The sequence below is a fragment of the Hansschlegelia sp. KR7-227 genome (assembly GCF_049446035.1).
GTDB lineage: Bacteria > Pseudomonadota > Alphaproteobacteria > Rhizobiales > Methylopilaceae > Methylopila.
Genome location: NZ_JBMSEA010000001.1, coordinates 3154284 through 3175001, shown reverse-complemented (window position 1 = coordinate 3175001; position 20718 = coordinate 3154284). Strand labels below are relative to the sequence as shown.

General features: G+C 67.9%; 22 protein-coding genes. 6 read left to right on the top strand and 16 right to left on the bottom strand.

The genetic code is table 11. From position 1 onward, the window contains the following. Positions 1 to 31: 31 nt before the first annotated feature. Positions 32 to 490, bottom strand: coding sequence for a hypothetical protein (locus ACO2RJ_RS14850; RefSeq protein WP_423268771.1), 459 nt, complete (start codon positions 488 to 490; stop codon positions 32 to 34). A gap of 102 nt (positions 491 to 592) precedes the next feature. Next, positions 593 to 1708, bottom strand: a complete 1116-nt coding sequence (gene leuB / locus ACO2RJ_RS14845; protein WP_423268770.1) for a 3-isopropylmalate dehydrogenase — start codon at positions 1706 to 1708, stop codon at positions 593 to 595. Between the two features lie 107 nt (positions 1709 to 1815). Here leuB and ACO2RJ_RS14840 point away from each other — a divergent pair, with 107 nt between their 5' ends. After that, the gene (locus tag ACO2RJ_RS14840; protein ID WP_423268769.1) at positions 1816 to 2403 is read left to right on the top strand and encodes a hypothetical protein; all 588 of its coding nucleotides are present in this window, start codon (positions 1816 to 1818) and stop codon (positions 2401 to 2403) included. Positions 2404 to 2458: 55 nt separating this feature from the next. Here ACO2RJ_RS14840 and ACO2RJ_RS14835 read toward each other — a convergent pair whose 3' ends face one another. From ACO2RJ_RS14835 to ACO2RJ_RS14825, 3 genes are all read right to left on the bottom strand, one after another. After that, positions 2459 to 2854 carry a VOC family protein gene (locus ACO2RJ_RS14835; RefSeq protein ID WP_423268768.1) on the bottom strand — a complete coding sequence of 132 codons (396 nt, stop codon included), beginning with the start codon at positions 2852 to 2854 and terminating at the stop codon, positions 2459 to 2461. Positions 2855 to 3017: 163 nt separating this feature from the next. After that, positions 3018 to 3794 (bottom strand): Bax inhibitor-1/YccA family protein, encoded by a 777-nt coding sequence (locus tag ACO2RJ_RS14830; RefSeq protein ID WP_423268767.1) that lies wholly within the window; start codon positions 3792 to 3794, stop codon positions 3018 to 3020. Positions 3795 to 3952: 158 nt separating this feature from the next. Beyond that, complete coding sequence (locus tag ACO2RJ_RS14825) at positions 3953 to 4528, bottom strand: L,D-transpeptidase family protein (RefSeq protein WP_423268766.1); 576 nt, start codon at positions 4526 to 4528, stop codon at positions 3953 to 3955. Positions 4529 to 4626: 98 nt separating this feature from the next. On the opposite strand from ACO2RJ_RS14825, the gene ACO2RJ_RS14820 reads away from it, so the two are divergent. Together ACO2RJ_RS14820 and ACO2RJ_RS14815 are read left to right on the top strand one after the other, a co-directional pair. Then, positions 4627 to 5313 (top strand): response regulator transcription factor, encoded by a 687-nt coding sequence (locus tag ACO2RJ_RS14820; protein WP_423268765.1) that lies wholly within the window; start codon positions 4627 to 4629, stop codon positions 5311 to 5313. 36 nt (positions 5314 to 5349) lie between these two features. After that, positions 5350 to 5790 carry a cyclic nucleotide-binding domain-containing protein gene (locus tag ACO2RJ_RS14815; protein WP_423268764.1) on the top strand — a complete coding sequence of 147 codons (441 nt, stop codon included), beginning with the start codon at positions 5350 to 5352 and terminating at the stop codon, positions 5788 to 5790. Positions 5791 to 5793: 3 nt separating this feature from the next. Here the strand turns inward: ACO2RJ_RS14815 and ACO2RJ_RS14810 are convergent, their stop codons facing one another. Both ACO2RJ_RS14810 and ACO2RJ_RS14805 read right to left on the bottom strand, forming a co-directional pair. Beyond that, positions 5794 to 6597 carry an exodeoxyribonuclease III gene (locus ACO2RJ_RS14810; protein ID WP_423268763.1) on the bottom strand — a complete coding sequence of 268 codons (804 nt, stop codon included), beginning with the start codon at positions 6595 to 6597 and terminating at the stop codon, positions 5794 to 5796. 303 nt (positions 6598 to 6900) lie between these two features. Then, on the bottom strand, positions 6901 to 7599 hold the full coding sequence (locus tag ACO2RJ_RS14805; RefSeq protein WP_423268762.1) for a LolA family protein: 699 nt from the start codon (positions 7597 to 7599) through the stop codon (positions 6901 to 6903). A 138-nt stretch (positions 7600 to 7737) separates the two neighbouring features. Between ACO2RJ_RS14805 and ACO2RJ_RS14800 the strand changes: the two genes are divergently transcribed. Next, entirely contained in the window at positions 7738 to 8475 is a 738-nt protein-coding gene (locus tag ACO2RJ_RS14800; RefSeq protein ID WP_423268761.1) for an AAA family ATPase, read from the top strand. Positions 8476 to 8534: 59 nt separating this feature from the next. Here the strand turns inward: ACO2RJ_RS14800 and ACO2RJ_RS14795 are convergent, their stop codons facing one another. The 3 genes from ACO2RJ_RS14795 to ACO2RJ_RS14785 form a co-directional block, all read right to left on the bottom strand. Further along, positions 8535 to 9848: a cation:proton antiporter gene (locus ACO2RJ_RS14795; protein WP_423268760.1), complete on the bottom strand. Its 1314-nt coding sequence runs from the start codon at positions 9846 to 9848 to the stop codon at positions 8535 to 8537. Between the two features lie 418 nt (positions 9849 to 10266). Beyond that, positions 10267 to 10839 carry a pyridoxamine 5'-phosphate oxidase family protein gene (locus ACO2RJ_RS14790; protein ID WP_423268759.1) on the bottom strand — a complete coding sequence of 191 codons (573 nt, stop codon included), beginning with the start codon at positions 10837 to 10839 and terminating at the stop codon, positions 10267 to 10269. A 30-nt stretch (positions 10840 to 10869) separates the two neighbouring features. After that, on the bottom strand, positions 10870 to 11769 hold the full coding sequence (locus ACO2RJ_RS14785; protein ID WP_423268758.1) for an MBL fold metallo-hydrolase: 900 nt from the start codon (positions 11767 to 11769) through the stop codon (positions 10870 to 10872). Between the two features lie 137 nt (positions 11770 to 11906). Between ACO2RJ_RS14785 and ACO2RJ_RS14780 the strand changes: the two genes are divergently transcribed. Continuing rightward, a complete protein-coding gene (locus ACO2RJ_RS14780; protein WP_423268757.1) occupies positions 11907 to 12797 on the top strand; it encodes a LysR family transcriptional regulator in 891 nt (296 codons plus the stop codon). A gap of 100 nt (positions 12798 to 12897) precedes the next feature. Here the strand turns inward: ACO2RJ_RS14780 and ACO2RJ_RS14775 are convergent, their stop codons facing one another. From ACO2RJ_RS14775 to tesB, 6 genes are all read right to left on the bottom strand, one after another. Beyond that, the gene (locus tag ACO2RJ_RS14775; RefSeq protein WP_423268993.1) at positions 12898 to 15537 is read right to left on the bottom strand and encodes a DNA translocase FtsK; all 2640 of its coding nucleotides are present in this window, start codon (positions 15535 to 15537) and stop codon (positions 12898 to 12900) included. A 286-nt stretch (positions 15538 to 15823) separates the two neighbouring features. Then, a complete protein-coding gene (locus ACO2RJ_RS14770; protein WP_423268756.1) occupies positions 15824 to 17266 on the bottom strand; it encodes an ammonium transporter in 1443 nt (480 codons plus the stop codon). A 51-nt stretch (positions 17267 to 17317) separates the two neighbouring features. After that, positions 17318 to 17656: a P-II family nitrogen regulator gene (locus ACO2RJ_RS14765; protein ID WP_423268755.1), complete on the bottom strand. Its 339-nt coding sequence runs from the start codon at positions 17654 to 17656 to the stop codon at positions 17318 to 17320. Between the two features lie 659 nt (positions 17657 to 18315). Continuing rightward, positions 18316 to 18675, bottom strand: a complete 360-nt coding sequence (locus ACO2RJ_RS14760) for a hypothetical protein (RefSeq protein WP_423268754.1) — start codon at positions 18673 to 18675, stop codon at positions 18316 to 18318. Between the two features lie 199 nt (positions 18676 to 18874). Beyond that, positions 18875 to 19321 carry a hypothetical protein gene (locus ACO2RJ_RS14755; RefSeq protein ID WP_423268753.1) on the bottom strand — a complete coding sequence of 149 codons (447 nt, stop codon included), beginning with the start codon at positions 19319 to 19321 and terminating at the stop codon, positions 18875 to 18877. Positions 19322 to 19511: 190 nt separating this feature from the next. Further along, positions 19512 to 20369: an acyl-CoA thioesterase II gene (gene tesB / locus ACO2RJ_RS14750; protein WP_423268752.1), complete on the bottom strand. Its 858-nt coding sequence runs from the start codon at positions 20367 to 20369 to the stop codon at positions 19512 to 19514. A 165-nt stretch (positions 20370 to 20534) separates the two neighbouring features. On the opposite strand from tesB, the gene ACO2RJ_RS14745 reads away from it, so the two are divergent. Continuing rightward, positions 20535 to 20717 carry a hypothetical protein gene (locus tag ACO2RJ_RS14745; RefSeq protein WP_423268751.1) on the top strand — a complete coding sequence of 61 codons (183 nt, stop codon included), beginning with the start codon at positions 20535 to 20537 and terminating at the stop codon, positions 20715 to 20717. Position 20718: the final 1 nt, after the last annotated feature.

The following is a 20718-nucleotide window of genomic DNA, read 5'->3' as shown; positions in this document are numbered from 1 at the left end:
CGAGCCTCTCCGACGTCCCCGGCGCGCGACGTCAAGGCTGGGGTTTGGGCTCGACCGCGATCGTGAACGCGCCCGCGCCCGTGTGGGTCCCGGTCAGGACGATCCGGTACTGTTGGCCGGCGGTCAGATTGATCCCAATCCCCGACGTGGCGAAATTGCCGACCGGTCCGAGAGCCGCGTCGCTCACGAGGAAGGTATTGCCCGCAAAAAGATCGATGTTTACGCCGGTCATGCGGACGAAGTCCATCACCGCCCAGGCCGCGCGCATCGAGAAGGGTCCGCCGATCGTCGGCGTGAAGTAGATCGACAAGTTGACGGTGTTGCTCGGCCGCGGCAGGCCGCCATTGATGATCAGCGTGTCGCCGGGACCCAACTGCCCCGCCGCGAGAGAGCCGAAGCCGGTTTCAACGCTCAGAATGACGTCTTTCGCGCGCGCCGGGGCGGCCGCCGCCGCCGACAGCGCGAGCGCCAAGCAGAGTTGCGACTTCATCCGCGCCTCCGAACATTTAAGATCGAAGACGAAAGGTCTCACGGTCGTCGGGCGCGTGTCCAGCGTCCGACGACTTGCGCTCATCATCAATTGATCAGAAGATCAGGCCGCCAGAAGCGCCTCGACCCGGCCGATGACGGCGTCCCCCATGGCGGTCGTGCCGACCTTGGTCTTGCCCTCGCTCCAGATGTCGCCGGTCCTGAGCCCGGAGGCCAGAACGTCGGCGATGGCGCGGTCGACGAGGTCGGCGAGCTCGGGTTTGCCCAGCGAGTATTTCAACGCCATGCCGAGGCTCGCGATCATCGCGATCGGGTTCGCGAGACCCTTGCCCGCGATGTCCGGCGCGGAGCCATGCACGGGCTCATAGAGCGCGTGACGCTTGCCCGTGGCAGGGTCTTCCGCGCCGAGCGAGGCCGACGGCAGCATGCCGAGCGAGCCGGTCAGCATGGAGGCGACGTCGGAGAGCACGTCGCCGAACAGATTGTCTGTCACGATCACGTCGAACTGCTTCGGAGCGCGAACGAGCTGCATGCCCATCGCGTCGGCCAGCATGTGGTCGAGCTTGACGTCCTCATAGCCCTGTTTGTGGGTCGCGGTGACGACCTGGTTCCAGAGCAGGCCGGACTTCATCACGTTGCGCTTCTCGGCCGACGTCACGCGGTTGCCGCGCACGCGCGCGAGTTCGAACGCGACCTTGGCGATGCGCACGATCTCATAGGTCTCGTAGACCTGGGTGTCGACCGCGCGCTGCTGGCCGTTTCCGAGATCGACGATCTCCTTCGGCTCTCCGAAATAGACGCCGCCGGTGAGCTCGCGCACGATCATGATGTCGAGCCCGTCGACCAGCTCGCGCTTCAGCGACGAGGCGTCGGCGAGCGCCGGATAGCAGATCGCCGGCCGAAGGTTGGCGAACAGCTCGAGATCCTTGCGCAGCCGCAGCAGGCCGGCCTCGGGGCGCGCGTCATACGGCACGCCGTCCCACTTCGGGCCTCCGACGGCGCCAAGCAGCACGACGTCCGCAGCCTTCGCCTTCGCGACGGCCGAATCCGTCACGGCGACGCCATGCGCGTCATAGGCGGCGCCGCCGACCAGATCCTCTTCGACCTCGAAGGACATTCCGGCCTTGGCCTCAAGCGTCCCGATGAGACGCTTGACCTCGCCCATCACCTCCGGGCCGATGCCGTCGCCGGCCAGGAGCAGGAGCTTGTGGGTCGCCATGGGAGCCTCGTCTTCTTATGGGCCGGAGCCGTCGGCGGCGTTTTGACCGGGCGGGAGCCGGTTGGCAAGATGCCCGGTCGATCGCCCCCGAAACCTGCGGAGCCTGCATGGACACGCCGCCCGTCAGTCACGACGCTTTCGTCCATGTCCGGATGATCAACGGCGTCGTGGTCGGTCTCGGGGTCGGCCGTCTGCTGACCGGCCTCGCCCGCTTCGTGCAGCACCCCTCGGGCAAGGCGATCTATCCCGTGCACCTCGCCTGGGCCGGCTTCACGCTGCTGCTCATCGTCCATTTCTGGTGGTTCGAATTCCGGCTGTCGCTGGAGCCGCAGTGGCTGTTTCAGACCTATCTGTTCGTGATCTTCTATGCCTGTCTGCTGTTTCTTGCGACGACGCTGCTGTTTCCCGACAAGATGGACGACTACGCGGGCTACCGGGACTACTTCATGTCCCGCAGGCGGTGGTTCTTCGGCCTGCTCGCCCTCATCTTCCTCGTCGATCTGGTCGACACCGGACTGAAGGGCGGCGCCTATTTCGCCTCCTTCGGCCTCGAATACCCCATCCGCAACCTCGCCTACGCGGCGGCTTTCGTCGCCGCCGCGATTGTCGAGGACGCGCGCTTCCACGCGGGCCTCGTCGCGGTCGCGCTGGTCTACGAGATCGTCTGGATCTTCCGGCTGTTCGACGCCCTGTGACCCAGGCCCCGATCGCCGACCGGCTACGCCAACGCCGGAGCTGTCGCCGCGTCCGTCAGAGGAAGCGCCCGCCCTTCTGCAGCACCTCGATCTTGTAGCCGTCGGGATCGGTCACGAAGAAGAACCGCGCGAACGGCTCGCCCTGATAGTCGAAGCCTTTGAGCGGGGTCGGGTTGAGCCCGGCCTCCGTGAAACGGGCATGCTCGGCGTCGAGATCGTCGACCGCGAAGGCGAGGTGGCCGTAGCCGTCGCCGAGGTCGTAGGGAGCGCTCCGGTCCCCGTTGACGGTGAGCTCCAGCTCGAAGTCGGCTTCCGCATTGCGGAGATAGATCAGGGTGAAGCCGTCGAACGGGTAGCGGTCGGCGACGGTCAGCCCGAAGGCGGTCTCGTAGAACGCGAGCGAGCGCGCCTCGTCGAGCACGCGGATCATGGAGTGGATCATCTTGGCCAAGGGAACGCTCCGGCGGACAATCTGTGGGGACGGGGCGACGAAGATGCATCGTCGCCGCGGTCGCGCAAGAGGCCTCAGGCGAGCCCCTGAAACGCAGAAGGCCCCGGCGTCGCCGCCGAGGCCTTCCCGCAACCTCCGGCCCGGAGGCCGGAATTCTAATGCGTCACTCGCGGTTGCCGAACAGCGAGAGCAGCATCGTGAACAGGTTGATGAAGTCGAGGTAGAGCGACAGCGCGCCGAGGATGGCCTTGCGGCTCATCGTGCCGTCGTCGTCCATCGAGTAGTACATTTCCTTGATGCGCTGCGTGTCATAGGCCGTGAGGCCGGAGAAGATCAGCACGCCGAGCACCGACACGACGAACTGAACCATCGTCGAGCCGAGGAAAATGTTCACGACGCTCGCGATGATGATGCCGAACAGGCCCATCACCAGGAACGAACCCATGCCGCTCAGGTCGCGCTTGGTCGTGTAGCCATAGAGGCTGAGCGCGCCGAAGGCGGCGGCCGTGATGAAGAAGACGCGCCCGATCGAGGCCCCGGTGTAGACCAGGAAGATCGACGACAGCGACAGGCCCATCAGGCCGGCGAAGACGTAGAAGGCGATCTGCCCGGCGGACGCGCTCATCTTGTGGATGCGCGCGGACAGGAAGAACACCATGCCGAGCGGAGCCAGCATCACCACCCACTTCAGGGGGCTCGCGAACAGCAGATAACCAAACTGGGTCAGCTGCATGTTGCGCGCCTGAGCGACCGCGGCTGCCGGGTCGTTCGTCACGGCGAGCATGAACGCGCCGATCGCCGCGAAGCCGGTGATGGCGAGGCCGATCGACATGTAGTTGTAGACGCGCAGCATATAAGCGCGCAGGCCTTCGTCGATCGTCGCGCCCGGAACCGCGACGCCACCGACGCGGCCGAAAGCGTTGCGTTGGAATTCGGACATCGTGAGCGTTCCTTACGAACTGTTCCCAAACGCCCTGCGGCGAACCCGCCGGACCTTTGGTTGATGAGGATATGGGGATCAGGGGGCGCCGCACAAGTTCGCGAGGCCGCTGCGCTTCATGACATCTTCGTCAGAAGACCGGCATGGTCGACGAAGGCTTAGCGCGCCCGCCGGCGCGGTCGGGGCTTGGTCTGGCCGACGCGCATGACGGTGCGCGGCCCGATCCGCGCCAGCAGCCGGCGAAGCTCTCCACGGCCGAGCGCCACGCACCCTTCCGTCGGCGTCAGGCCGGGGCGAGCGACGTGGAGGAAGATCGCGCTGCCGCGGCCGCGCCGCGGCGGACGGTCGTTCCAGCCGAGTTCGGCGACCAGGTCGTAGAGGCCATCCTCCCGCCACAGCCGCTCGTGCGATCCCGAAAAGGGAAGCCTTACCAGTCGGTTGTAGCGACGGAGCCGGATGTCGTCGCACCATCCGTCGTCGCGCCGGATCACCCCGACGCGCAGCGCCGTCGAGGGCCGCGGGCCACGGTCGGGTCGACGCCACAGCTTCCGGATCGCGAGCGCGCCGCGCGGCGTTCCGCCGTCGCCCTCGCGCTTTTGGGCGACGACGCCGGCCGGTCCCAGGGCGCAGGACAGCCTCATCGAGCCCGCGACCAGCCGGCCGCGGGCGCGGTCCGCGGGCGTCGATCGCACCTCGACGACGCGAAGAAGTCGGCGCTTCGGGGCTTTGCTCATAGTCTTATGGCGTCCGCCGCCGTCTTGCCGAAGGCGGGGGACGTGCTCTACTTCACAAGGGACGTCGCCGTGGGGGCGACGGCCCGAAGAGATGATGAATGGCGACCAAGCGCAAGATCCTAATCGTAGAAGACGACGCCGACCTGCGCGGCGAACTGGCCGAACAGCTCGATCTCCATGACGAGTTCGAATCGCTGCAGGCGGGCGCCGCCACCGACGGCGTCGCTCAACTCCGCGGCGGGCATGTCGACCTGGTGCTGATGGACGTCGGCCTGCCAGACATGGACGGCCGCGAGGCGGTCAAGATCATGCGCCGCGACGGCTATCGCGGCCCCGTCATCATGCTCACCGGCCAGGATTCCGACGCCGACACGATCCTCGGTCTCGAGGCCGGCGCCAACGACTACGTGGCGAAGCCGGTCCGATTCGCCGTGCTGCTCGCCCGCATCCGCGCCCAGCTGCGCAGCCACGAGGCGAGCGAGGACGCCGTCTTCACGATCGGGCCCTACACGTTCAAGCCCGGCGCCAAGATGCTCGTAACCGAGAAGAACGCCAAGATCCGGCTCACCGAGAAGGAGACGGCGATCCTGCGCTACCTCTACCGGTCGGGCGCGTCCGTCGTGGGACGCGAAACGCTTCTTCAGGAAGTCTGGGGTTACAATTCGGGCGTGACGACTCACACGCTGGAAACGCACGTCTACCGGCTTCGCCAGAAGATCGAGGCCGATCCGTCCAATGCGCGTCTGCTCGTCACGGAAGCTGGGGGCTACAAGCTCGTTCCCTGAGGAGCGGGCCGCGTATGCGTTGCGAAGCGGGGGCGCGTGGCGCTCGAGGACGACATCAGGACGTTGAACGAGACGCCGCTGCTCGATGAGCTCGGGCGCGACGCGCTGCGTCTCGTGGCGTTCTCGGCCGATCATATTCATCTGCAGCCCGGCGCTCTGCTGTTCCGCGAGGGCGACGTGGCCGAGGCGAGCTTCGTCGTCGTCTCCGGCGAGATCGCGCTTGAACGGGCCGGCGTCGAGAAGCGGGTCGGCCGCTGCGCGCTGATCGGCGAGATCGCGCTCGTCGCGGAAACGCTCCGCCCGGCGACCGCGACCGCGGTCGGTCCGGCCGAGCTCATCCGCATCACCCGCGGCCTGTTCGCCCGGCTGTTCGAGGAATATCCCGAGCTCGCCCGAAAGCTGCACGCCCGAATCGCCGCGCGGGTTCAGTCCAACGTCGCCGACCTCAGGCGCGTCGAAGCGCTGCTCAGGAAGTAGGTCTCAGGCGATCGTCAGGATCACCGGCACGTGGTCCGACGGGCGCTCCCAGCCGCGCGCGTCGCGCAGCGTCTCGACGCCGGTCGAGCGGGCGGCGACGTCGGCGCTCGCCCAGATGTGGTCGAGCCGCCGGCCGCGGTCGGACGCCGCCCAGTCGGCGGCGCGGTAGCTCCACCAGGAATAGAGCTTCTCGGGATGCGGGACATGCGCGCGGACCGCGTCGACCCAGCGGCCGGCGAGGCGCATCGCGTCGAGGCCTTCGGTTTCGACCGGGGTGTGGCTCACCACCTTCAGGAGCTGCTTGTGGCTCCAGACGTCGCTCGGGTCCGGCGCGACGTTGAGGTCGCCGACCATGATGCGCGCGCCGGTGTGGGCGATGCGCTCGGACCAACGGGTGAGGTCGCCCAGGAACTGGAGCTTGTGCGCGAATTTCGGATTGACGAGCGGGTCGGGCTCGTCGCCCCCGGCCGGCACGTAGAAATTATGGACGGTGACGCCTTCGAGCGGCCCGGCGGCGAAGGTCGCGGCGAGGTGGCGGGCGTCCTCCTTGTCGGCGAAGCGCTCGCGGGCGACGGTCACGAAGGGGTAGCGCGAGAAGATCGCGACGCCGTGATAGCCCTTCTGCCCGTGCAGCGCGACGTGCTCGTAGCCGAGCCTGCGCACCTCGTTCAGCGGGAAATGGTCGTCCGGACACTTCGTCTCCTGCAGGCACAGGACGTCGGGCGCGTGGTCGTCGACCAGCTTGCCGACGAGCCCGATGCGCAGGCGCACGGAATTGATGTTCCAGGTGGCGAGACGGACGGGCATGGCGCGGGGGGAAGGGCGTCGACGCGGGGCGCGCCCGCTTTAGCCGTTTCGCGCCCCGCACGCAAAGACGCCCGACCTCCGGGGGAAAGGCCGGGCGTCCTGCGCGCTAGGCGCTCCGTCGATCGGAGGAGCGACGGAGGCGAAACGTCATTGCCAGCTCTGCGACGGGGGAACGCAGGGTGCGCCGGCGGCGTCTCGCTCGAGAAGTGATTTGGGGAACACGCCCAAAAACGTCAAGAGCACGAGTCCGTGAGCTTGCGTGTGACGATTATGCCGCAGTTTTGGCCTCGTTCGCCCGTCGCCTCAGCGGCCGGGCAGCGTCGGCCAGCGCGGCTGCACGATCTTGAACAGATTGTCGTCGAGCTTCGCCGAGGCGTTGAAGTCGGTGAGCGACACCGAGGTCTCCATGCCTTGCGCGTCCGTGACCGTCCACTGCTTCAGCTCGTAGTTCTTGCCGGAGAACATCAGCTGGATCTGGGCGCGGCCGCCGATCGCGTTCTTCTCCTCCAGCACCACCGAGACCATCTCGGGCTCCTGATAGACGCCGAGCACGTTGGCGTCCTTCAGGAGGTCGATGTTCTTCTGGGTGATGAAGCGCAGCGGGGTCTGGCTGAGCGGCCAGAGCTCCTGGGTCGCGAGCTTGCGGTTCTTGACCGACACCGACGAGCCGTCGGCCACGATCTCGAGCGGGCTCGGCGGCGCGTATTGGAAGCGGATCTTGCCCGGCCGCGACAGATAGAGCTTGCCCACGCTGCGCGAGCCGTCCGGGCCGACCTGCTCGAAATTCGCGGTCATGTCGCTCAGCGAATTGAAATAGGCGTTGACGCGGGCGAGCGTCGCGCGCTGGGCGGGGTTGAGCTGGCCGACCGGAATGCCCGTCGCCGTCCGCTGCACGGGCGGCGGCGGTGGGTCGCCCGCGCCCCCGAACCACGACTGCGCGGAGGCGGGAGAGGCGACGAGGGCCGCGGCGGCGAGGCCGGCGAAAAGGCGGGCGGTGGTCATGATCTTAAAACCAGTCCTTGTCGACGGAGGGCGCTGACGCGCCTCGACACGCAAGACCATCTAGTGTCCTTTCGTGGCGTTTTCAGGTTGCGCGCCCGTGGTTTCGTCGGGGCCGACAAAAAACCGGAGCGCTCGCGCGTGCTGCTGTCGCTGCGCATCGACTGGGACCGCGTCGGGCGCAGGGACGTCTATCCCTTCGACCTTCCGGCCTTCGCGGGGCTGGACGAGATCGACCTCGACGCTCCCGTGGTGATGTTCGTCGGCGCGAACGGCTCGGGCAAGTCGACGCTGATGGAGGCGATCGCCGTCCAGCTCGGCTGCAACCCCGAGGGCGGCTCGCCGAATTTCCGCTTCGACACCGCGAACACCCTGTCCGACCTGCACCGGGTGATGCGGCTCGCCCGCCGCATCCCGCGCAACACGGATCGCTTCTTCTACCGCGCCGACGCCTTCCACGTGTTGGCGACCGAGATGCGGCGGCTGGACGCCGAGTCCTCCTTCGGGCCACCGATCAAGACATTCTACGGAGGCCAGGACCTGCATGAGATGTCGCACGGCCAGTCGGTGATGCGGCTGCTGCGCCACCGCTTCCGCGGCCGCGGCCTCTACCTCATGGACGAGCCCGAGGCCGCGCTTGCGCCGGAGACCCAGCTCGAGGTCATCGCCCGCATCGTCCAGCTCTGCGGCGAGGGCGCCCGCTTCGTGCTCGCGACCCACTCGCCGCTGCTGATGGCGCTGCCGGGCGCGCTGATCTACGAGCTCGACGAAACCGGGATCGCGCGCCGCGCCTATCACGAGCTCGGCCATGTCCGGCTCTACAAGCGCTTCCTCGGCGACCCGCACTCGGTTGTGGCGCGGCTGACGGCGGAGGATTAGGCGGTTCGGCCGGGTTCACGGTCGTCCGGCGCTCCACGCGCGGCGACTTCGCGTCCGGCTCAGCTTTCATCGGGATCGAGGCCCCGGCTGCGGTCGAGCCTTCGCATGATCGGCGTGACGGTCAAACCGTGCATGAGGATCGACATCAGGATCACGAGGCCGACGATGGCCCAGAGCCGGTCGCCGCCCTCAACGGGCATGTGGTTCAGGCCGTAAGCCAGGTAATAGATCGACCCGACGCCGCGGATGCCGAAAAACGCCAGCGTCAGCCGCTCTCGCCAGCCGGCGTCGTGCCCGATCAACCCGACCAGCCCGGCGATCGGCCGTATGACGAGCAGGATCACGAAAGCCGCCGCGGCGTCGCTCCACTCGAGCGGCGCAAGCAGACCGCTGATGAGGGCGCCACCGAACAGCAGCAGGAGCGCCATCATCATGAGGCGCTCGATCTGCTCCACGAGCTCGTGCATGCCGACATGGAAGTCGTGGTCGCGATGGGCGTGCCGGAACGTCAGCGCCGTTACGAAGACCGCGAGAAAGCCGTAGCCGTGGATGATCTCGGTCAATCCGTAGGACACAAAAGTCGCCGAGACCGCGATCAGCCCGTCGCCGGTCTTCGCGAGCTTCGATTCCGCCGGCATATGGAACGTCAGCCAGCCGAACGCGCGGCCGATGAGGTAGCCCGCGGCGATGCCGGCGACGATTTCCCAGATCACATTGACGGCGATCCACTCGGCCAGCCACGGCTCGCCCGTCGCGGCCGACGCCGCAAGAGCGATCGCCAGGTGGACGAAGGGGAACGCGAAGCCATCGTTCAACCCGGCCTCGGCCGTCAGCCCGAAGCGGACGTCATCCTCATCCTCGGATTTAGGGGGCCCGACCTGGACGTCAGCCGCAAGCACCGGATCGGTCGGGGCGAGAGCCGCGCCGAGCAGCAGCGCGACCGTCCACGACAGACCGAGGCCCCATCCGCCGATGAGCGTGATGGCCGCGATGCTGAGCGGCATCGTCACCACGATGAGGCGCAGCGCGACGGACCATCGGCGGAAGCCGAACACGCGATCGATCTTCAGACCCGCGCCCATCAGCGCGATGATGACGACGAACTCCGAGAACCGCTCCGTGAGTTCGGGATAGCGTACAGGGAGCGGCCCGAGCGTGATCTGCGGGAACGAGAACAGCCCGGCCCCAAGCGCGATGCAGACAATGGGCAGCGACAGCGGGAGGCGGCGCAAAGCCGTCGGCAGCCACACGACGAGGGCTATGAGAAATCCGGCGCCCGTCAAGGCGAGGATGTAGGGATCAGGAAGCCAGGCTTGGGGAAAGTCCATGGGCCTGAACGGATCGAACCACATGATCGATCCGAGGGATTTCAAGTCGGGCGAAACGCCTCGCTGCAAAATCCATGAACGATCGCAGCTCCGTATGACCGTCGGTCCGCGGCGGACGGAAGTCGTGGATGCCCGAAGACGGGCATGACGGCGGCGGATGAAGGCGCCGCAGCCGACGCCCCGGGGCGGACACATCCGGTCATGCCCGCCGCAGGCGCCGCCCTCCCCCGCATGGCCGGCCGGTCCGGACACGCCTTCCCGACGGGGAGAGTGGGGGCAGGAGAGCATGAGGGACAGAACTTGTCAAGTATATATTCCTAACGATGGCGCTCGGGCGACAGGTCCGCGAAGGCGGGACGAGGGGCGTCGGCTAGCCTCCACCCGTCCGCCGACCTGTTGGCCCGACGACCGTCGTGCTCGTAGACGTCGTAGCTGCGACCGCCCGCGCAGGCTCGTGGTCCCGTCACGCGCGGATCGCCTGCTCGACCTCCTCCAGCGTGAAGCGGGGCGTAATGTGCTGCGGGCAATTCCAGTCGAAAGCCTCGACACGAACGATCGCCGCGCGTTCGACCACCGCCGCATAGCCTTCGACGGCGACGGCTTCGACGAGCTTCGTATCCGTGGCCCCGTCGACCATCCGCAGGCGGCCGAAGATCTTGAGCCGCCGTTGATGAGCGTAGTCCATCAGGAAAAGCGACACCCGGTCGTTGGCTGCGACGTTGCCGGTCGTGACGTACTGCCGATTGCCGCGGAAATCCGCAAAGCCGAGCGTATGGTCGTCGAGCGTCCGCAGGAACCCCGTCGGTCCGCCCCGGTACTGGACGTAAGGCCAGCCGGTCTCGGAGACCGAGGCGAGATAGAACCCGTCGCGTGCCGCGATGAACGACCGTTCCGTTTCGCCGAGCCGGTCGTTGCGGACCGTCCCCTCCGAATCTTGCGTTCCGTCCAGCCGCGCATAATGCGCCGCGCCGCCATAATGCTCGCGCGCCGCCTTCACCGAAGGCGTGAACGCGAGCTGAAGCCATTTGTGGATCATCGGTTTTTCTCGAAGACGCGAGCGGTCCAGCTAATCCTGATACGCCCAATCGGCGACTGACCAATTCAAGCGGCCCTGGTCCGAGACGATCCGGCCAAGCCCGGGGAACGGCATATGCGTCGCCGCGATGAGCGCGCCCTCCTCGGCCGCGCGAGGGAAGAAGCGGGCGCGCATGGCCTCGGCGGCCGGCCGGTCCTGTTCGAACAGGAAGGTCACGTCGGCGCCCATCCCCGGGTGGACCACAGGAAAGATCATGTCGGAGACCATGATCAGGCTCTCGGACCCGTCCGCGATCCGCACCCCGATATGGCCGGGCGTGTGGCCCGTGAGGTCTACGAGCGAAAGGCCGCGGGCGATCGTGTGGTCGCCCTCGGTCGCCTGAAGCTTGGGATAGAGGCGCACTAGATCGGAGGCGATCTGGAAGCTCTTCTGGAGGTAGTCGGGCGCCCCGGCCTGCTTCGCCGGATCGGTCCAGTGCGCGACGTCGCGGCGGTCGACATAGACCTCAGCATTCGGGAACCGGCGCTCGCCGCCCGCGACCAGACCGCCCATGTGGTCCTGATGCATGTGGGTCACGGTCTGGCCCAGCGTGCCGGCAGGCCCGGCGTCGATCAGAACGCGGCTCGCGCCGTCCTCGACGAGATATTGGTTGAACAGGAACCGCACGCCGCTCGGGCGCGCGGTGAACTGCGCCTTTGCCGCGGCCTCCACCTGCGCGGGTGTCCGTCCCGGAAAGTAGGAGAAAGGCATGTCCGCATAGCCGTCCGTCAGCGCGGTCACGGTGAAGCGGCCGACCCTGATCTGCGCGAGCGGCGTCACCTCGGAGGTCGGCGGCGGGGCGGCCAGAACCGACGAGGGCGCCGCGACCGCGCCGAGGGCGGCGCCGGAGAGGCCCAGGGCCAGAGCCCGACGAGAGAGCGAAACAGCCATCGGACAGCTCCAGTTGGGCCGGAACCCGTCGCCCGACTGGCTCCGGCGGTTCCGGCCGGAGCCAAAGCTAGATCCTCTTGCCCGATCCCAGTATCCTCTGATGCAGGGATGCTACCTCTCGATTTGTGGAAGGCAGGATGGATCGCCTCGAGGCCATGTCGGTGCTGCTCGCCGTCGTCGAGGAGGGCAGCCTGTCCGGCGCGTCGCGGCGCTTGCGGGCGCCGCTCGCGACCGTGAGCCGCAAGGTCGCTGACCTGGAACGGCACTTGCGCACGCAGCTTCTGGTGCGCACCAGTCGCCGCGTCCAGGTCACCGACGCCGGTCGGCTTTACGTCGAGGCGGCCAGGCGCATCCTGGAGCAGGTCGAGCAGGCCGAGCGTGACGCCGCCGGCGAGTACAGCGCGCTTCGCGGCGAGCTCGAGGTGACGGCGCCGATCACGTTCGGTCGAACGCATGTGCTGCCGATCACCATCGACTTTCTCAAGGCGCAACCGGAAATCGACATAAGGCTGCTTCTCAACGACCGCCAAGTGAACATGGTCGAGGAGCACGTCGACGTCGCCGTCCGCATCGGCCATCTGGTCGACAGCGATCTGCGCGCGACGAAGGTGGGCGAGGTCCGCAGGGTGGCCGCCGCGAGCCCCGACTATCTCAGCAGCCGAGGGACGCCGGCGGCGCCGGGCGACCTGCCGGCGCACGACGGCATCACGTTCCGAGGGTTCAAGACCGCGCCCGAGTGGCGCTACCGCGGCGACAATCCGGGCTGGACCGCCGAGCCTCGCAAGCGCCTCGCGGTGAACTCGACCGAGTCCGCCGTCGCAGCGGCCGCCGCCGGGCTGGGCGTCGTGCGCGTCCTCTCCTACCAGATCGAGCAGGAGCTGCAGTCCGGCGCGCTCGCCTTGATCCTGGAGAAATTCGAGCCCGAGCCGCTGCCGGTGAGCCTCGTTTACCCCGAAGCGAGCCTGCGGCCGCAGAAGGTTCGAGCCTTCCTGGACTGGATCGCGCCACGGCTCCGAGCGCGCCTCTAGAGCGCGCCAGGCGTTCGTCCGGCCCTGTTCGCTAACGCCCCAAAGATTCGCCCGGCAGGCCAGCCGGGCCGACGCTCTTGCAGACGGTCGCAGCCGCCCCTCACGCCGCGTCGTGGTCCTGGGTCTCCAGCAGGATCTCGCGCTTGCCTGCGTGGTTCGCCGGTCCCACCACGCCTTCCTTCTCCATGCGCTCGACGAGCGAGGCGGCGCGGTTGTAGCCGATCTGAAGGCGGCGCTGGATGTAGGAGGTCGAGCACTTCTTGTCGCGCAGCACGACCTGGACCGCCTGGTCGTAGACGTCGGCGCCCTCGTCGCCGAAGCCGCCCTTGTCGAACACGGCGCCGTCCTCGGCGCTCCCGTCCTCGTCGTCCTCGGCGGTGACGGCGTCGAGATAGTCCGGCTGGCCCTGGCGCTTCAGATGGGCGACGATCGCCTCGACCTCATTGTCGGAGCAGAACGGCCCGTGGACGCGGGAGATGCGGCCGCCGCCCTGCATGTGCAGCATGTCGCCCTGGCCGAGCAGCTGCTCGGCGCCCATCTCGCCCAGAATGGTGCGGCTGTCGATCTTCGACGTCACCTGGAAGGAGATCCGGGTCGGGAAGTTCGCCTTGATCGTCCCGGTGATGACGTCGACGGAGGGGCGCTGCGTCGCCATCACGATGTGGATGCCGGCGGCGCGCGCCATCTGGGCGAGGCGCTGGATCGCGCCCTCGATCTCCTTGCCGGCGACGAGCATCAGGTCCGCCATCTCGTCGACGATCACGACGATGTAGGGCAGCTTGCCGATCTCCATCACCTCCTGCTCGTAGATCGCCTCGCCGGTCTCGCGGTCGAAGCCGGTCTGCACCGTGCGGGTGATGGCCTCGCCCTTGGCGAGCGCCTGTTCGGCGCGGGCGTTGAAGCCGTCGATGTTGCGGACGCCGAGCTTCGACATCTTCTTGTAGCGGTCCTCCATCTCGCGGACCGCCCATTTGAGCGCCACGACCGCCTTTTTGGGGTCGGTGACGACGGGCGTCAGCAGATGGGGGATGCCGTCATAGACCGAGAGCTCCAGCATCTTCGGGTCGATCATGATCAGCCGGCACTCTTCGGGCTTGAGCCGGTAGAGCAGGCTGAGGATCATGGTGTTGATCGCGACCGACTTGCCGGAGCCGGTGGTGCCGGCGATCAGCAGATGCGGCATGCGCGCGAGCTCGGCGATGACCGGCTCGCCGCCGATGGTTTTTCCCAGGCACAGCGGCAGCCGCATCTTCGCCTTCTCGAAGTCGGCGGAGGCCAGCAGTTCGCGCAGGAACACGGTCTCGCGGCGCGCGTTCGGCAGCTCGATGCCGATCGCGTTGCGGCCGGGGATCACGGCGACGCGGGCCGCGACCGCGCTCATCGAGCGGGCGATGTCGTCGGCGAGGCCGATCACGCGGGACGACTTGATGCCGGGCGCGGGCTCGAGCTCGTAGAGGGTGACGACCGGCCCCGGCCGGACGTTCAGGATCTGGCCGCGGACGCCGTAATCCTCGAGCACGCCTTCGAGCAGCCGGGCGTTCTGCTCAAGCGATTCCTGGCTGACCTGCGGGGCCGCGCCCTTGCGGGGCTCGGCGAGCAAAGCGAGCGGCGGAAGCTCATAGGAGTCGCGGTCGAGCAGCGAGGGCTGCGCCTCGCGGGTTGCGCGTCGGCCCGGCCTCAGCGCGCCGGCGGGCGGGGCGACGCGGCCCGGCTGGTCGTCGGGGCGGGTCAGCTGCAGCGGCGCGCCGCCGAGCACGCCGCCGGCGTCGCGGCGACCCGCGCGCAGCACGGGCGCGCCGTCGAGATCGACGTCGCCGTCGGGCGCGAAGCCGGGTTCGCGGCGGAGGCCGGCGTCGAAGGCGTCGGGCTCGCGGCTCGCGCGCGCCAGAATGCGCGACAGCGTGCGGTCGTCGTCGACGCCTGCGGCGCGGCGGGCGAAGCGGCGCGCGATCCGGGCCTTCGCCGACAGCGCCCAGTGCGCGATCAGGCCGAGCGAGATGAGGCGACGGTCGTCGTCCTCCTCCTCGTCATAGTCCTCGATGTCCGCAGCCGGCTCGCGCGCGCCGGAGGGCGGCGCGGCCAGGCGCGGCTCGAGCTTCTGCGGCTGTCCCGGCTGGCGCGCCTTGGGCGGCCGGGGCTGGGCCGCGGCGCGGGCCGCTCGCTCGCTCGGGGCGATCGCGCCCACGGCGAGCAGGAAGAACACGAGGCCGAGCGCCGCGAGGCCGGAGCCGACCACGACGCGGGTCGCCCCGCCGACGCCGAGCGCGTCGGCGCCGACCGCGAACAGGTCGCCGATGCAGCCGCCGAGCCCGGTCGGCAGCGGCCAGGTCGCCGGGGCGGGGTTCAGCCCGGCGACGCCGGCGAACAGGATCGCGGCGATCGGCCAGAAGGCGAGCTTGATCTTCTCGCCGTCGATCGCGCGGCGCGTCAGCAGCCGCCAGCCCCACACGCCGATCGGCAGCACGAAGACGGCGGCGGCGAGGCCGAACACCTGCGTCAGCAGGTCGGCCACCACGGCGCCGACGGGGCCGAGCAGATTGTGGACCGGGCCGTCGGTCGCATGGCTGAGGCTCGGATCCTGGACCGACCAGGTCGCGAGCGCGACGCCGGCGAGCGCGGCGCCGCCGACGAGCGACAGCCCGCCGAGCTCCGTCGCGCGGCGGATCATCATCGCGCGCAAGCCTTCCGGCAGCACGGCGTCGGCCTGAAAGCCGCGCGGACGGGTCCTGAGCGCGCGCATGGTCATCTGGCACCCCCGGCCGGCGTGCGGCGGAGAGCCTTCGAGACGCGCGCCGCCACGCCCGCCTGACCGCTCGAACCCTGCATCCGCGACGCCGACCCCTGTTGAACGTTCGATCGAAAACCCGCCGATCGTTGAGGAACTCTAGGATCGGGAGGGTTAAGAGCCGATTACCTCCTTATGTTTGTCACCCGCTCAGGCGGGGAACGGCGCACAAAAAAAGAGGCCCCGGGGTCGCCGGGGCCTCTCTGTTCCCGCCGCGCGTCGTGACGCGCGGGCGTTCGCGTCAGCTGTTGTAGGCGCGCTCGCCATGCTCGGTGATGTCGAGGCCTTCGCGCTCCTTGTCCTCGGTGACGCGCAGCCCGATGAGCACGTCCACGATCTTGTAGAGGATGAAGGAGCCGACGCCCGACCACACCAGCGTGACCAGCACGCCCTTGCACTGCGCCATGACCTGGGTGGCCATGTCGTAGGCGCCTGCGGTGCCGGCGCCGCCGTCGAGCGTGTAGTCCACCACGCCCGCGCCGCCGAGGGCGGGGCTGACGAGAATGCCGGTCGCGATCGCGCCGACGATGCCGCCGACGCCGTGCACGCCGAAAACGTCGAGCGAGTCGTCATAGCCGAGGGCGTTCTTCACGCTCGTGCAGGCGATGAAGCAGATCACGCCGACCACCAGGCCGAGCACGATCGAGCCCATCGGTCCGGCGAAGCCGGCGGCGGGCGTGACGGCGACCAGGCCTGCGATCGCGCCGGAGGCGAGACCGAGCATGCTCGGGTGTCCCTTCGCCATCCACTCCACGAACATCCACGCCAGCGCAGCGGCCGCGGTCGCGAGGAAGGTGTTGATCATGGCGAGGGCGGCGTAGCCGTTGGCCTCGAGGTTGGAGCCGGCGTTGAAGCCGAACCAGCCGACCCACAGCAGGCCGGCGCCGACCAAAGTGAGGGTGAGCGAGTGCGGGGCCATCGGCTCCTTGCCGAACCCGATGCGCTTGCCGAGCACCAGGGCGCCGACCAGAGCGGTGATGCCGGCGTTGATGTGGACGACGGTGCCGCCGGCGAAGTCGATCGCGCCGAAGCTCCAGATCAGGCCGGCGCCGGCGACCGTGGCGTCAGCCGGGTTGGTCGCCGCGAACTCCGGTCCCGGCCACCACCAGACCATGTGCGCCATCGGGAAGTAGATGAACGTCACCCACAGCACGGTGAACAGCAGCAGGGCCGAGAACTTGATGCGCTCGGCGAAGGCGCCGACGATCAGGGCCGGCGTGATCGCCGCGAAGGTCATCTGGAAGCAGACGAACACGAGCTCGGGGATCACGACGCCGCGCGAGAACGATTCCACGGTCGTCGTAACGTCGACGCCCGACAGGAACGCCTTCGAGAAGCCGCCGACGAAGGTGTTGAGGCCGCCGCCGTCGGAGAACGCCAGGCTGTAGCCGTAGATCGCCCAGATGATCATGACGACGCAGCTGATCGCCATCACCTGCATCAGCACCGAAAGCATGTTCTTGGTGCGCACCAGGCCGCCGTAGAACAGCGCCAAGCCGGGGATCGTCATCAGCAGGACGAGGACGGTCGACACCAGCATCCAGGTGGTGTCGCCCTTATTGGGCGTCGGCGCGGCCGCGGCGGCCGCCGGCGCGGCGGCGTCCTGCGCGTAGGCGGCGCCCGCGATCAGGAGGCCGGCGGCGAGGGCCGGCGCTCCCCAGCGGAGAACGGAACTCAGTTTCATCGAGTGAACTCCCGAAGACTTCATAAAAGGAATGGGGGCGTCGGCCGCGCGTCAGAGCGCGTCGTTGTCGGTCTCGCCGGTGCGGATGCGCACCGCCTGATCGATCGAGTAGACGAAGATCTTGCCGTCGCCGATCTGGCCGGTCTTGGCCGAGGCGGCGATGGCTTCGACGACCTTGTCGACGGAGCCGGCCACGACCGCGACCTCGATCTTCAGCTTCGGAAGAAAGCTCACGGCGTATTCCGCGCCGCGGTAGATTTCAGTGTGGCCCTTCTGCCGCCCGTAGCCCTTGACTTCGGTGACGGTCAGGCCGTGGACGCCGATGCCTGTGAGGGCGTCGCGCACCTCGTCCAGCTTGAACGGCTTGATGATGGCCATCACGAGTTTCATGCGTCGCGTTCCCCGTTGGCCCACCGCTGTGCCCGCGCACGCATGCGGAGCGGTCGACTGTTGACGATGACCGGGACGCGGATCGGCTCCGGCCGTCGCGTCTCGCCGCGCCGCGGCAATCAAGCGCCGTGCCAACTCCGTGAACGGCGGGTAACGCACTGATTTGTCGGCTTGTTGTGCAACCCCGGGCCGCCGCCGCCGCCGCCGCCGCACGCGTCAGGCTATAAAATAGCCATAGCGCCTAAAAACGTATCATTCAATGTGGTGAGTCCGAGGCGCAGCCTAGGAAATGGGCAATTCGTCAGCTTAAGCACATTGCCGGACGGCAGAGGAGGCGGCCATGAGCCGTCCACGCCATCGGCTGGCGGGCCTCTACGCGCCGCGCGAGCCGAGTGGACGTGGTCGGCCCGCGCATGACGCAGCCAAGCGTCGTCGTGGAACTTCGCGTGCAATCCACGCGTGGGGCGGGCCTCGTCTCTGTCGTCCGCTCCAGCCGGACGGGATGCGTTCCTTAATCTCCAGAGGAGGCGGGAGCGCGCCACGATCCGTGACGTTCAGGCTGTTCGATCGTCCTTCCGGCAGGAGAGCCCTCGGCCTGACGCCGTCGATCACCGATCAAGCCAGACGGCATCAAGGCCTCGGGAGACGCCCCTCAGGGTTTAGCGGCCTTGAGCGATCCGCACCATTTCAGGAGTCGCGTTCCCCTTTTTCGCTTCCAGATACTGCGCATAGTTAAACCTCCCGTCTATCGCCGCTTTCAGGAAGCGCTGGCAGATGACTCCCGGCGCATCGGCCACAGACAAGCTCACCAGCGTCGCAGATTCTTGCAGCTTATTGGGATCTTGGCGTATCTTCTTCTCGCATGTCGCAACATATTGCTGCCGTAGCGCAGGGCTTCCTATGAGCCCTTCTCGCGTCGCCGCGAAGGTCGTTTCGTTTAATGTCGGCGCGCATCCGGCAAGAAGCCCCACGCAAGCGGCCGCCCCCGCGACTTTAACAACCCGCATTCCGTCCCCCATGCGCCGACCCGCCCATCGGCATGGGCGACGCAGCACCTTACATGATTGCATTCCTGGTGAAAGACACGCGCGAGCCGTTCCGGCTGGGCTCGGAGGCGTCCGTAATGTCCGGACCAAATCCGGACATCCATTCTTCTCGCCAAGCCCATGATCGCGGATCGAGCCGGAAGCGACGATTCAGTCTCTCCGTTCGCCGCCTTCAGCGCCCCTGCGCGATGCGGATCATCTCAGGGGTCGTGGTTCCCTTCAACGACAGCACATACTGCTCATAGCTGAATTTCCCGTCACGCATCGCTTTGACGAACCGCTCGCAGATGACCGCCCTCGCGCGATCCGCTGGCAAGTTCGCCAGCGCGCCCAGTTCGTCTAGCATCTTCGGATTGACGGGCTTCGCCACGCAGGTCGTGATAGTCTTTTGATAGAGGGCTGGGCTTCCTATCATCGCTTCACGGCTTGCCGCGAAGTTCGTCTCGTTCACCTGCGGGGCACACCCGACCGAAAGGGTCGCGCAAACGGCCGCGCCCATCACCGAAACAACTCGCATTCTTTCCCCCGACTGGATGTTCCGCCCGACGGTCATGTCCGCATGCTGAGCGACTGCGATTGTGGCGCGGCGCGCAACGCTCGTAAATGACGAGCGCCGCATGCGCGGGCGTCCGCGCCGTTAAGTCGATCGCGACAAAGCGGAGCCTCGGATCTGCATCTTGGCGGCGAGCCGGCTTCCGCTGCCGTTGGGCTCCGGAGCATGTGGACGGTGGTCGCGTCGCGCGCGAAAGAGTTTGGGCCTGCGACCCGAAATCGGAAAGACCAATGACGTCGCCCGTGGACTTCTTCGCTCAGCCGCGGCGGCGGCGGATGAGGCCTTCCTGCGCGACCGTCGCCACGAGTTGGCCGGCCTCGGTGTAGATCCGCCCGCGCGCCAGCCCTCGGGCGCCGCCGGTGAATGGGCTGTCCTGCGTGTAAAGCAGCCACTGATCCGCGCGGAACGGCCGGTGGAACCACATCGCGTGGTCGAGGCTCGCCGCCTGGATCTCGTTGGAGAACACGCTCGCGCCGTGCGCCACCAGGGCGGCGTCGAGGAGCGTCATGTCCGAGGCGTAGGCCAGCACGCATTGATGGATCGCCGGATCCTCGGGCAGCGGGCCGGTCGTGCGGATCCACACCGACTGGAAGGGCTTGCGCGGCTTGCCGTCGACATAGCGCATCGGATCGACGTGGCGCAGCTCGATCGGCCGCTCGCGCTCGAAATAGGCGCGGATCGCCTCCGGCATCGTCGGCATCAGCTGCTCCTTCAGCACTTTCTCGCTCGGCAGCTCGTTCGGCCCGGGCACCTCGGGCATGTCCATCTGATGCTCGAAGCCCGGTTCGTCGAGATGATAGGAGGCGGCGAGCGAGAAGATCGCCGCGCCGTGCTGGATGGCGTTGACGCGGCGCGTCACGAAGCTGCGCCCGTCGCGGATGCGGTCGACCTCGTAGATGATCGGAACCGAGGGATCGCCCGGCAGCATGAAGTAGCCATGCAGCGAATGCGGCGGCCGGCCGTCGACCGTCCGGGTCGCCGCGACCAGCGCCTGCCCGACGACCTGCCCTCCGAAGACCCGCTGCCACCCGGTCTGCGGGCTGCGGCCGCGGAACAGGTTCTCCTCGAGCTTCTCGAGATCGAGGATCTTCAGCAGTTCGTCGATGGCGGACATGACGGGCGGGAACTCCTCTGCTGAAGCGGCCGGGAGTGTCGCCGGTCGCGGCGCGTCGTCAACCCTCATGTTCGGGCCGTCGGAAGTGATCCGATCTCGCGCGGGCCGCGAACCTCCGATAGGCTCGGCCCGACGATAAGCGTCCGCGCCGTGGATGAGACTCGAATGCCGGTCACAATCGTCCTCAGCGTCTGCCTCGTCGCCAACGCCGCGACCTGTCGGCAGGAGCGCATCGAATTCACCGGCTCGCCGATGGCCTGTGTGGTCTCGGCTCAGCCGATCGTCGCGGAGTGGGGCGCGGATCATCCGGAATGGCGTGTGACGTCCTGGAAATGCGGTCGCGGATGAC